Origin of the sequence: Gillisella vitis (genome assembly GCF_021559775.1) — a bacterium.
GTDB lineage: Bacteria > Pseudomonadota > Alphaproteobacteria > Rhizobiales > Rhizobiaceae > Allorhizobium > Allorhizobium ampelinum.
The window spans coordinates 3,525,118-3,537,373 of sequence record NZ_CP056047.1 but is presented as its reverse complement, the minus strand read 5'-3'; the positions used below and the strand labels follow the sequence as shown (position 1 = coordinate 3,537,373).

General features: G+C 57.5%; 12 protein-coding genes. 5 read left to right on the top strand and 7 right to left on the bottom strand.

Translation table 11 applies throughout. The features are described 5' to 3' along the window. Positions 1–120 precede the first annotated feature (120 nt). The 3 genes from AVCG78_RS16305 (at position 121) to AVCG78_RS16295 (ending at position 1,397) form a co-directional block, all read left to right on the top strand. Positions 121–330 carry a cold-shock protein gene (locus tag AVCG78_RS16305; RefSeq protein ID WP_025427963.1) on the top strand — a complete coding sequence of 70 codons (210 nt, stop codon included), beginning with the start codon at positions 121–123 and terminating at the stop codon, positions 328–330. Positions 331–758: 428 nt separating this feature from the next. Continuing rightward, positions 759–983 (top strand): hypothetical protein, encoded by a 225-nt coding sequence (locus AVCG78_RS16300; protein ID WP_041697321.1) that lies wholly within the window; start codon positions 759–761, stop codon positions 981–983. Between the two features lie 33 nt (positions 984–1,016). After that, complete coding sequence (locus AVCG78_RS16295) at positions 1,017–1,397, top strand: DUF6481 family protein (RefSeq protein WP_041696065.1); 381 nt, start codon at positions 1,017–1,019, stop codon at positions 1,395–1,397. 161 nt (positions 1,398–1,558) lie between these two features. Here the strand turns inward: AVCG78_RS16295 and AVCG78_RS16290 are convergent, their stop codons facing one another. From AVCG78_RS16290 to AVCG78_RS16280, 3 genes are all read right to left on the bottom strand, one after another. After that, complete coding sequence (locus AVCG78_RS16290; protein WP_071202343.1) at positions 1,559–2,809, bottom strand: aminopeptidase; 1,251 nt, start codon at positions 2,807–2,809, stop codon at positions 1,559–1,561. 168 nt (positions 2,810–2,977) lie between these two features. Beyond that, positions 2,978–3,451, bottom strand: coding sequence for a Cys-tRNA(Pro) deacylase (ybaK, locus tag AVCG78_RS16285; protein WP_071202341.1), 474 nt, complete (start codon positions 3,449–3,451; stop codon positions 2,978–2,980). A 48-nt stretch (positions 3,452–3,499) separates the two neighbouring features. Next, complete coding sequence (locus tag AVCG78_RS16280) at positions 3,500–3,859, bottom strand: ArsC family reductase (RefSeq protein ID WP_012654606.1); 360 nt, start codon at positions 3,857–3,859, stop codon at positions 3,500–3,502. 343 nt (positions 3,860–4,202) lie between these two features. Between AVCG78_RS16280 and AVCG78_RS16275 the strand changes: the two genes are divergently transcribed. After that, positions 4,203–4,574, top strand: a complete 372-nt coding sequence (locus tag AVCG78_RS16275; protein WP_143049348.1) for a hypothetical protein — start codon at positions 4,203–4,205, stop codon at positions 4,572–4,574. 53 nt (positions 4,575–4,627) lie between these two features. Here the strand turns inward: AVCG78_RS16275 and AVCG78_RS16270 are convergent, their stop codons facing one another. Beyond that, positions 4,628–6,031, bottom strand: a complete 1,404-nt coding sequence (locus AVCG78_RS16270; RefSeq protein ID WP_234665132.1) for a nicotinate phosphoribosyltransferase — start codon at positions 6,029–6,031, stop codon at positions 4,628–4,630. 403 nt (positions 6,032–6,434) lie between these two features. On the opposite strand from AVCG78_RS16270, the gene AVCG78_RS16265 reads away from it, so the two are divergent. Further along, positions 6,435–8,594 (top strand): hypothetical protein, encoded by a 2,160-nt coding sequence (locus tag AVCG78_RS16265; protein WP_071202339.1) that lies wholly within the window; start codon positions 6,435–6,437, stop codon positions 8,592–8,594. Positions 8,595–8,640: 46 nt separating this feature from the next. On the opposite strand, the gene AVCG78_RS16260 is transcribed toward AVCG78_RS16265, so the two are convergent. The 3 genes from AVCG78_RS16260 to AVCG78_RS16250 form a co-directional block, all read right to left on the bottom strand. Further along, positions 8,641–9,588 (bottom strand): AEC family transporter, encoded by a 948-nt coding sequence (locus tag AVCG78_RS16260; RefSeq protein ID WP_012654602.1) that lies wholly within the window; start codon positions 9,586–9,588, stop codon positions 8,641–8,643. Between the two features lie 112 nt (positions 9,589–9,700). Beyond that, a complete protein-coding gene (locus AVCG78_RS16255) occupies positions 9,701–10,195 on the bottom strand; it encodes an acyl-CoA thioesterase (RefSeq protein ID WP_071202338.1) in 495 nt (164 codons plus the stop codon). A 164-nt stretch (positions 10,196–10,359) separates the two neighbouring features. Next, positions 10,360–11,784 carry a phosphomannomutase gene (locus tag AVCG78_RS16250; protein ID WP_071202337.1) on the bottom strand — a complete coding sequence of 475 codons (1,425 nt, stop codon included), beginning with the start codon at positions 11,782–11,784 and terminating at the stop codon, positions 10,360–10,362. Positions 11,785–12,256 lie beyond the last annotated feature (472 nt).

Sequence of the window (12,256 nt, the reverse complement as noted above, 5' to 3'; positions counted from 1 at the left end):
GAGCTTTGGTTACCGCGCAATTAGCACCGCGCCCTGAACGAACCTTCCTTTCAAAAATCGCTATCCTCATCCACGGCGTTATGCGCTGTGGTCACTCAATATGCTATGAAAGGGTTCATCATGACCACTGGCACAGTTAAATGGTTTAATTCCACTAAGGGCTTCGGCTTCATTCAGCCTGACAATGGCGGCCCGGATGCATTCGTGCATATCTCCGCTGTTGAACGCGCTGGTATGCGTGAAATCGTCGAAGGCCAGAAGATCGCCTACGACATGGAACGCGACAACAAGTCCGGCAAGATGTCGGCCTGCAATCTCCAGGCTGCTTAATATAGGGTTCGGCTTTCCTTTGACCACGGATGTACTGGCATTGTTGAGAGCATGATCCAACCAAGGTCAGGCAGTTTGCCTGGCCTTTTTTATTGCCTGCCGCGCCGTCGCAGACCGCGCTCACACGATTTCCTGTTGCATAACCTCTTGCGCCCGGTTCGGGTCGCACATGAAATATGCAGCAGATGGTATGCGAAGAGACCGTGAAGATGGCAATTCCTATGCCTTTTGCAAACATCTCAAGTCCTTGTTGTCTTTGAGATATGTGAAATGTCTTCAGGGCAAGGATGTGATCTGCATCTTTGAGCCTTCGTAATAAGTGTCACAGCGGCCTCACGTACACTTGATGTACACGGCGCAGAATGTCGTAGCGTTTTTTGCGCGCCATGCCCGGCACGCGGCGCTGCCACCCAGAAAGGCGCGACCCCATGGCAGAAAACTATAGTAAATCACGTCAGCAGGCGGAAATCGCTTTTGACAAGGAGCAGTCGCAGTTCTTCGCGCGCGGTCGTGCCGTGGAAGAACAGGATTCGCTCGTGCTTGCCCGTGAAGAAAAAACCCTCAGGCTGCGCGAAGCACGGCTTGCCAAGGAATTGCAGGACCAGCAGATGGCTGACGCCGCGACTGCTGCCAAAACGACCCGAAAAGCCTGATTTGCAGGCCCTATCTACAACTGGAACATCTCTTTGAAAAATAGCCGGAAAAATGAAGTCGTCGACCGCCGTACCACCGCTGCCGACGCAAAGGCCGCTCTCCTTCAGGCCTATAAGGCCGCGCAGGAAGCGTCGGAACCAACCCGTCTCGCCCGCCAGGCGGAGCGCCAGGCGATAGCCGAGGCCAGAGAAGCACGGCGCGCCGAGCGCGAACAGACAAAATTGCAGGAACAGCAACAGCTTGCAGCCGAGACAGCTGCACGTGAAGCCGCACTTGCCGCTGAAGCAACAGCTGAAGCCGATGCCCGCGACGCCGCTGAAAAAGCCAGAATTTCACGTCTGCTTGAAGACGAAGCCACCCGCAAGGCGCAACGCGATCAGCGTTATGCCAACCGTAAGGCAAGACAGGGCTGATCGGCCTTACTGCATAATTCTTTAGACCGGAATCGGCTTAAAGAGAAAATTATGCAACAAATTCAAAAATTTATGACGACTTTCGCGCACCACATTTGGTGCGCGGGTCTCTATTTCGATGAAACCGGCCTGCGTTTATCAAACGCGGGCCGTGTGCATGTTCACGCCCATTCGCCCTTGCGCATCACGGGCACCGTTGTGCCATCCGCTTTCACGCCGTCAATATCGACCTTGTCGGAACCGATCATCCAGTCGATATGGATCAACGACGAATTGCCGCCCTGGGCTTTGATCTGCTCCGGCGTCAGCGACGCCCCGTCCAGGAAGCATTTGGAATAGCACTGGCCAAGCGCGATATGGCACGAAGCGTTTTCGTCAAACAGCGTGTTGTAGAACAGGATGCCAGACGCCGAAATCGGCGATGAATGCGGCACCAGTGCCACTTCTCCCAGACGCCGGGCGCCCTCGTCAGTGTCCAAGACCTTATTGAGCACTTCCTCGCCGCGGGAAGCCTTGGCCTCGACGATCCGGCCCGCCTCGAACCGCACCTGGATATTGTCGATCAGCGTGCCCTGATGCGATAACGGCTTGGTGGAGGAGACAACGCCGTCCACTTTCAACGCATGTGGCGTGGTGAAAACCTCTTCTGTCGGGATATTCGGATTGCAGGTAATGCCATTCTTGGCCGTGGAGGCGCCCCCGTGCCATTCGTGGCCATCGGCCAGACCAACCCGCAGATCCGTGCCGGGGCCGGTAAAATGCAGACTGGAGAACCGTTCGCCATTCAACCAGGCCGACCGTTTGGCCAACTCGCCATTATGAGCCGCCCAGGCAGCGACCGGATCGGGCTGATCAACCCGGGATGCGGCAAAAATCGCATCCGCCAGCTTTTTCACCGCCTCATCCAAGGGCAGATCCGGAAAGACCTGCGCTGCCCAGGACGGGTTGGGATAGGAGGAGATATTCCAGTTGATGTCGAAATTGGAAATCGGCTCCAAGGCAGGCTTAAAGGCAATTGAATTGGCCTTGTTGGCCCGCGCCACCTTGGCCGGGTCCTGGCTGGCGAGCAACATGGGATTATCGCCGGAAATCGCTAATCGTGCCGCACCGCCCGCATAGGCTTTGGCCATGCCCTCGTAGAGCCAACCGGAAGCCCGGTCGAAACTGGCATCCGAGCCATGGGCATAACGGGCCAGCGTCGTCTCTTCATCCGAATAGAATGTCGTCACAAGACCGGCACCGGCCATATAGGCATGGCGAGTAATGTTGCGCACCAGCGGCAGCGCGTTCAGCGGCGCGGTGATCACCAGATCCTGGCCCGGCACCAGCCGCAGACCAACCTTGACGGCCACTTCGGCCAGTTTGTCGAGCTTTACCGGATCGATGGAATTTGAGGCATCAGGCAGGGTCATACATTTTATCCTGGTTTTCGAAGTAAAAGCGCCTGCGCTTTTCAATCGCGCAAAGCTCGCTGGCGGCTTCCGGCTGCCTCATCCAAAGCCAAAGGGCGCTGGCATGAAGAATCAGATGGTCATAGAACAGATAGGCAATTTCATGCAAAATTGAAGGTGAAAACACCGTCAGGCAATAACCGATGCTGCAATGGCATTGAGCGCGGACTGCGCCGCCTTCGGCTCCAACCGGACCTGCAAGCCACGCTGGCCACCGTTTAGATAGACATGCGGCTCATTGAGCGCCGAGAGTTCAATCACGGTCGGCACCGATTTTTTCTGACCGAAAGGGCTGATGCCGCCGACAACAAAACCGGTGAGCTTTTCGGCAGCGGCGGGCTTCATCATCGCGGCATGCTTGCCGCCGATGGCGGCGGCCAGTTTCTTCATGCTGACCTCCTGATCGGAGGGCAGGACGACGCAGACAGGCTTGCCATCCACCTCCGCCATCAGGGTTTTCAGCACCCGGCGCGGCTCCTCGCCAATCGCTTCCGCCGCCTGAAGGCCGATACGCTCGGCGTTCGGATCGTAATCGTAGTGATGCACGGTAAAGGCCAGGCCAGCCTTTTCCATTGCCAGCGTGGCGCGGGTCGATTTCGACATTATTTGCCTCGTTACAGCGATGTAGACCCTGGAGCATCGGACCGAAATTTAAAACCCGGTACCTGCGAAAACAGCCTGATATTGCTCCGGCTTGAACCCCACCGTCAGCGTCCCGTCCTTGTCCAGAACCGGGCGCTTGATCATAGACGGTTGGGCCAACATCAGATCCAGAGCCTTTTCTTCATTCATATCGATCTTGGCTTCATCAGGGAGCTTCTTGAACGTCGTACCCGCCCGGTTCAGCAACACCTCCCAGCCAAGCTTGGCACTCCAGGCCTGGAGGCTGGCGCGGTCTATGCCCTTGGCCTTGTAGTCGTGAAAGGCATAATCGATACCCGCCGTCTCCAGCCAGGTCCGCGCCTTTTTCATCGTGTCGCAATTCTTGATGCCATAAAGCGTGATCGTCATGGGTGCCACCTCATCCTTGTTGGCCCATGCCTATCAAAAACGGGCGCTGTTGCAAGCTCCGCAGCACCTGGATTTCATCACTCAAAGGGTGCGATCTCAACGAGGGCTGACGTCCGTCAAGGTAAAATATATCTTTCCGGCAATGCCGGTTTCATCAGTATTTCCTTAAAGATTTCGGCCTAGCTTTTGCCCTGGCAGCAGAACGGACGAAAGCTCGAGCCGGCTGCCAAAGATCGATGGGACAGGCCGGGCGCAACGATGTGTGCGCATCCAAGCCATTGCCCGTTCAAAGTGAAGCCATAGCGACCATGGATGAAGCCATGTGCGCCTGACCTGTGTGACCATGATGGATACTGCATCAATTGCGAGAGACGGTGTTTTGCTTTCCTCAGCGCCTTCCGCCCAGACCTATCCTGTGGAACGGACTGTGCGGCTCGGAGCGGCACATGACGACAGCCAGCAGATCGGGTTCCTGTTCTCCACCCCTCAACGCCAACTGCCGAGGGAGGAAATTCCACCTCTTTCTGCCGAAATGATCGAGGAAATTGCCGAGATCAAGGCAGACGACGTCAAGGAAGAAGAGCGACTACCGGCCAATTGGCTCGATGCCATGTCCTCAAGCGAGGAGGATGGATCACCGGTCATCGAGCGTCCTTCGGGCTTCCTTGCCGACGACAATGGTCTCTATCGCATGTTCCTGCCCGACACCGTTTGAAGCAGAAACCCCAAACAGCACTTCAGAATTGACCACCGATTTACGCCATCGCATCACATATCCATGCGATGCGGCGTCCTGGCCTTTGCTTTGATTTCGTCGAAACTCCATTCTTTCAGCAGGCGGCCATTTTCCCAAACCGGCTGCAAATGATTGGTGCGACGGCCTAGATCCTCCAAAGCAATGGAGGCAAACTCGTCTCCCTCAACGATCACGGCGCGACGCCCAGGTTCCGGCATGCGTTCCTGCATCGTGACCGGACGGCGGGAAATGGGACGCCAACGCTCCTGCCCGTCCATGATGGCACTGCATTTCATCGTGAACGAATAGGTCGAGCGGCTGACCTTCTGCAATTGCGATGCACCGATGCCGAAGGAAATATTTTCCGCCGAAAAGCCCATGGCTTCCAGCCGACCAAGGATCATGGTGATATCGCGTAGCGACACGCCGTCCGCCTGCAAGACCCGCACCTTGTCATCCAGAACCTTATAGCCCTTGGCATTCAACCGCGTGCCGAACTGGTAGGCAAGCTGGGCCACCGTCTGGACCGGAACATCGATCGGATCGCCGCTATCGGGCCGCACAATCAGCCTGCCGGGCTTGGAACGCACTTTCTGTTGCAGCGTCTTGCCCCAGATTTCGGACACTGCATTGTGAATGTCATAGCTGTCCGATACCACCGAATAGGCCGGATAATCGCCGAACCGGTCGATCATATTGGCGAAAGACTGCACTTCCTGGTCCTGGCCCCAGGCGATCATGGTCGTATGTTCCGAGGCCGGAATCGAGAGACCGGCCATGGCAGCGCCATAATAGCGTCGGGCATAGAGCACCGCTTCCAGCGTATCGGTGTGGTCGAAATGCAGCAGGTTGGCCACGCCGCCCAGCCCGGCCTGTTCCAGGCTGGCTGCACCGCGCGCGCCATATTCGAACAGCCGCGAGCCAATCTTGTCCGATGGGTCGTCACAGCTTTTATCGAGGAAGGGCTTCAAAGTCTGCTTCACATGGCGAAGCGAGCTGGCGACCGTGGACGGATACCACACCGCCCGCAACAGTGCCGTCTCAATATAGGAGGGCAACCAGAAGCAGGCCGGATCGGTATTAACCACCTGCACCATCGGCACGCCGCGATGCAAGAAGCTGCCCTCTGGCAGCGCCTCTATGCGCAAAGGCAGAAATCCACCATGGGCGGAGAGAATATAGTGCCAGCCGGCCTGGTCGAAAGGCTGGCCGTGCAGGGCGGCCAGTTCCTGCGCTTCATCAATATCGGCCTGGTTGATGGGCTGTGACAGATATTCCTTCAAGAACATCTGCAAGCCGAAAAACACCACTTCCGGTCGCAGAGAAGCACCACGCGTGGTGACATAGCCGCTCACCGCCCGGGTTCCGGGAGGATATTGCAGGAAATGCCCCAGCTTGTAGCTATCGGTGTTCAAGATCGGATTGATACGGCTCATCAGGCTCACCGGCATGTTGCAATCGGGCAGGGTTATGGTGTGGCGTATGCTACTTCATAATTCCCGAAACCGGAATCGATTTAAGGAGAAAATTAACCAGCAGATAGAATGGATTACGGCGAAACGCTCTCTCCGAGACGCACAGATCAGAGCTTTAACATATTGTTAACCATGTGCGACCATTCTATCCTGATAAGGTGATTCGCATCTGCCTTGCACGGCGTCCGACGCAATCCCGCGTAGCTGGGGTGCAACGGGTTTCAGGTCCGGTGCATAAGGTTCTGGGCCGGGGCAGTCGATATCAAAGCCGCATGAGCGGTTTTCCAGCACACTCTGCCCTTAAACTCCGGATTGCACGGCCGGGCCTTGGTTGGCGAGGCCCTTCTGCAAAAAGGGATATGCTATGTTGCCTCCCGTTCAAGCTTTATCGCGCACTGCGCCAAATTTTCACGACAGCGCCACCGAGGCCGCCCTGTCCGACACGGCTATGAGCGGCTTGACGAGCGATAGCATGATCCGGGTGGACCGGGAGGGCGGTTCGGCGATTGCCGGACGCATCAATAACCTCTTGCTCAACAGCCGGGAAAGCGTGCAGACGGATCTGGCGGAAATCGCCGATCTGGTCGGCCAATCGATCGGACTGAAGCGTGATCCCGGCGAAACCGATGCGGCCTTTGCCCAGCGCTTCGCGACAGCCCTTGCCAATCTGGACGACGGCCAAAGAGCACGGCTGCAAACGCAGCTGACCCAAGCCCTGAAAGGATTGCAGATCGAGGTCCTGTTGCGGGTTCTACAAAATACCGATGGTCCGGAAGCAGCCTTGCTATCCGCCTATATGGAAATCAAGCGCAACAATAGCGGTGATCTAAAGGCGCTGAACGTGGTTTCCTCCTATAGCCAAAATGGCGCGAGCCCATCCAACCCACCACCACCTCAATCCGCCGGGGCCCCGCCAGCATCGGACCAGACAGCGGCACCGCAAACGTTAAATCCTTCAACAGGGCAACACGTGCCAGCTGCCGGGTTAAGCGAACAGTCTCCTGGCCCGGTTGCGGGACAACCCGTAACCGCGGCACTCGCAGCGCAAAGCGCGGCGGTCTCTACCGCGCAACCACGAGCCGAACAGGCGGTAGTCGTTGCTCAAACCGCGCCGATTGTGTCGGAACCGAAAGACGTCCCCACGAACCGCACGCCATCCACACCAGTTCTTGATGGTACGCAGGCGGAGGAAACTCCGGCCCCTCGCAGCCTTTTGGCGCAAGCGCCTGCAAACCCTGAAATCGTAGGGCGCCAGACGCCTTTGCAAGCTGTCCGCCCTGAAGCGCTTGCTTCCGCAATGGCGCTGGTGACAAACGAAACGGCAACGACAGACGCTGCACCAACCACGGACAACAGGTCAATTGCTGGCAACATGGTACAATCCGAAACGGTTATGACCGGCATGGATGACCTGCCGGAGGAAACAAGCACGGGACTTGCGGCCAAAGCTGCCACGGAGGCAGGCTTGAAAGCGCCAGCTTTCGACCGCAATGGCCAGACTGGACCCTCTGGAATGACTGGAACGCCAGGAATGACCGGAACGCCCGTCGCCGGAGCGATGGGGAATAGCGCGGCACCGACCCTTGCCACAGGCCTTGCACAGACAGGGCGAGAAGCCGCGATGGATGGCCTGGCGACACAAGCGACGAACCGAGCCTATGGAGCTTTCACCACATCCGCTCCTTTGCAGGATAATCGCCAGGACCCAATTCTGCGCCGCAGCACTGACGACGATGGCATCGATACAATGGTCGCCACCGTGCTGTCTTTGAAGGGCTGGATGGATGTAACAGGAGCATCACTCCAAGCCCCGGCGATGCCGGAAGAGGATTCCGACACGGATTTGCTACGCCAAATGTTTTTCCAGACGGAGGATATGGAGGAGAATGAACAGAACGATCTGCACCCTGCGATCAATGCTGATGCCCGCGCCAACCAGGCTACATTGCTGGAGATAAACCAAAGGCGTTTAAGCCAGATGCAAGCTGGCCAGATGCAGGCACATTCCTCGGCAAACCAGACACCAGCCGGCGAAGCGCAGGCGGAACTGGTTTCCGTACGGCAAGAAGAGATTATCCGTGAGCAGGCCATTCTATCGCTTGCCGGAGCACAGGCCATAGTGCATGCGTCGGTTTTGCATGTGCTGCCCTTCGTGCCGTTTCCGGTGGTGAGCTATCTCGCGGTTCAGGATGAACCCGGTCGCGGCAAGACTGAGACTGTGGATGCCATCGAGGCTCTGGGCGACGACGACGCCCATCAGGACAACAACGGCCAGCACCAGCGCGACGGCTCTGCCGAGGATGAGGAGACGGCGGAAGAAGACGGCGCCAGTGCGGCAGAAACCCTATCCGAAAGCCAGTCTTATGCCCTGAGCGACGATGTCACGCTTGAAACAGCCGACCACACCGCCGTGCTGGAGCTTGAGACAGAACATTATACTGCCCCGACCTTGGCGCTAGCGGCGCCGCAGGAAGACGCCTTACCCGCCGAAGCGCTCTATTGGCGGATCGCCGATCTGGCCTGAGCTTTTATAGCGCTCACATTCTGGCTTTGTACGCAAAGCGTTCATATCACGCGCCCAGCAGCCACGCCCAGAACGTGACGGAAAACACACCAAGTGCTGTTGTAATGGTGATGGTCGAGGCGGCCAGCGCATGGCCGACCCCAAACCGATTGGCGATCAGCCAAGCGTTGACGCCCGTCGGCACCGAAGACGTCAGCACCAGCGCCATGGTCCATTCATGCGGCAGATGCAAAAGGTGGCAGGCCATCCACACGGATGCGGGCATCAGGACCAACTTCAGAGCCGAGGTAACGCTGGCAATACCGACATTGCCGGTGACACGATATTTGGTCAGCGCCATGCCCAGCGAAATCAGCGCCGCCGGCCCAGCCATGGCGGAGATCTGACTGAGCACGGTCTCAATCGTCGCCGGAATTGGCAAGCCGATCACATGCACCATAAGTCCGATGGCAAGACCAATCACCAGAGGATTGGTGACAAGATTGCGCCCGACCTGGCGCAAGACGGCGAGCATTCCCCGCAATTGCACCCCGCTTTCCCGGCGCTCGGCATGTTCCATCAAGACTGTGCCGATCACCATCATCAAAGGCAGATGGACGGCCAGGAGAATGGAGAGAGCAACGACACCGTCATTACCAAGCATGCGGCTGACCAGGGGCAGGCCGATGAAGACATTATTGGCAAAGGCTGAAGACACCCCCGCCAGCACACCGATCCGCTGGTCGCGGCCAAAAACCCGCGTCGCCACGAGATGGCCGATGGTCCAGGTGACACCTACTCCGGCAAAATAGGCAATCCATAAACGAAAAGGCGATGCGCCCTGAAAATCAGCCTGGGTAATCGTATGCAGCAGCAGAACCGGCACCGCGACCTTGAAAACAAATTCGCTTAAGGCATCACCGATATCCACGTTCAGGAACCGGCTGCGCACCAGCGCCCAGCCGGAAAAGATCAGCAGGAAAATCGGCAGGACATTCAGGGTGATTTCGGTCATGTAATCGATCTGTTCCGGCGGAAGAGCATCTGTGGGGCAGCAGAGAGCCGCGGGTCATGACGCAAAAAGGCGCCGTTGAGGGTTAAACGATCAAATCCCAAACTATGATGTTTTAGTCCTGACCGGACAACTTGACCTGCTTGAAACGATCCTCGAATTCCTGACGCAGGGCGCGGCGCTCACGAGCCGCCTTTTCCCGCCGGATTTTGGCTGGCGTCTCGGGACAGAAGGGCGGAACGGCGGTCGGCTTGCCCTCGGCATCCACGGCAACCATCGTGAAATAACAGGAATTGGTATGGCGGCGTTCACCAGTGCGGATTTCCTCCGCCTCGACCCGAATGCCGATTTCCATCGATGTGCGCCCGGCATAATTGACCGAGGCACGGAACGTTACGAGTTCGCCGACATGGATCGGCTGACGGAACACCACCTGATCCACCGACAGCGTCACCGCATATTGCTGGGAAAAGCGCGAGGCACAGGAATAGGCGACCCGGTCGAGAATGTTCAGCAGCGCACCGCCATGCACCTTGCCGGAAAAATTCGCCATATCCGGCGTCATCAATACCACCATTTCAAGTTCGCTGGGGTCGTGGCCACGGTCCATCGGTCATCCTTTTGCAATAAAATCGGTCCTGCAAATGATGTAACCGCAGCAGGCACGCGGCGGAAGCAAAAAGCGCATGGCTGTCGCTTCCGCTCCACGAACAGCACCCCGCCGGGAAGCGTATCACCTTGTTTATCGGCTTGATTTGCAGGCCTCTGGGTTTGTCAATCTGGCCATTTCGCCAGCAAGCCAAGACCTTGGTCCAGCAGACTGGCCGCCGATGCATGGTCGCTTGCCTCAACATAACAGCGCATTTCCGGGGCGTTGCCGGAAGGGCGGAAATGGATGACCCTGTTATCATCGAGCGTCACCCGCAAACCATCGATATCGCTGATTTCGCGCACGGTCCCTATTGGTGCCAGAAAGGTGTTCAGATTTTCGTCCGAGCCGCGCAGAAACGCCATCAGCGCGCTGCTTTTGTCCAAGGCGTAGTGTTCCAGACGGTCGGAAAGAGCAATCGGCAGGCGATAGTCTGACACCACGGCGGAGAGTGTCTGTCCGGTGCTCGCCGCTGCATAGAGCGCTGCCAGGATAGGCATAACACAATCGCGGGTCGGCAGAGCGGCAAGCCTGCCGTCATGGACGGTGAAATCCGAGGCCAGCATAACGCCGCCATTCGCCTCAAAGCCGATCACGCCGCTCTCACCCACTGAGAGCGCCGCATTCATGGCAGAAATCACATAAGGAGAGCCAACGCGGGTGCGCAGGACCGAAAACCCGCTTGCCGCTTCAATGCCGGAATTGGAGGTGACGGGTGTGGCAATCACCTTGGCGCCCAGTAGGTTCGCCGTGATCAGCCCCAGCAGATCGCCGCGCAAGGGCGCGCCCTTTTCATCGGCCACCAGCGGACGGTCGGCATCGCCATCGGTGGAGACGATGGCATCCAGGCCATGCTCGCTTGCCCAGGCGGAAAGCTTGCCGATTGTGTCCGGGGATACCGCTTCGGTATCAACAGGAACGAAAATCTCCGAGCGCCCCACCGGCAGGACGGATGCGCCATAGCCCTCAAGCAGGGTCACCAGCATGTCACGCGCCACGCTGCTATGCTGATAGACGCCGATTTTCATGCCCTTAAAGGCGGCAGGGGGCAAAACCGCCATATTGCGTTTCAGAAACAGGTCTACGGCAATGGCGTATCGGTCTTCGCCTGCGCCATGTTCAACGCGGTTGGCGCGCTCATCAGCCGCCAACTCAGCGGCAAGTGCTGTGATGGCCTCTTCATCAGCCTTGTCGATTTCCCCATCCGGCCGATAGAATTTGATGCCGTTGCGGTCGGCAGGAATGTGAGAGCCTGTCACCATCAGCGAGGCTGCACCGATCCGGCTGCCATAAAAGGCCAGCGCCGGCGTGGGAACAGCCCTACAATCAACCGGAACCAGCCCTTCCCGTTGCAGCGCCCCCATGCAGGTGGCAGCGATTTCGGGGCTGGAGGGGCGAAAATCCTGGCCGATCAGCACGGTCGCGCCCTGCTTGGCATAGCCCTTGGCAAGCAGCATTCTGGCAAATGCCGTCGCATGCAGAGCCGAAACGCTGCCAACCAGGTCCAAAGAGAGACCGCGCAGTCCGCTAGTGCCGAATTTTACCGCCATAGGGTCAAGCCTCACTGTCATCCAGTCATCGCACCAATCCTCCGCGCGGTCATCACGCTAAGGTTTGCCCAGACTGTTTAAACCAATTCAAAGCAGACGAAAGCATCGTTTATGCATCGAACCGGATAAGACGGGATTGAAGAGAGGAAATGCTAGGGCCAGAACGCAAAAGAGCCCGACGCGGGAGGAGGATGCGTCGGGCTCTTGAACTTGATCGGCAATTGGGAGGAGGAGTATCGCCGATCCCTTCAAAGCGACACTGGGAGGAGGAGTGCGTCGCTTCGATGATTTTAATATAGAGAATTTCCCGGGGATGAATATCGTTAATACCGCATTGCAGCAATGTATCCAGCGCATAGCAAAAGAGCGAAAATACCGGTGTTTTGTGAAATCAATCGAGAAATGGAGGCCTTTCCCCCTCCATCACCGATCATCCGCTAGCGAATGAGTAGAATTTGCGCATTTCCAATCG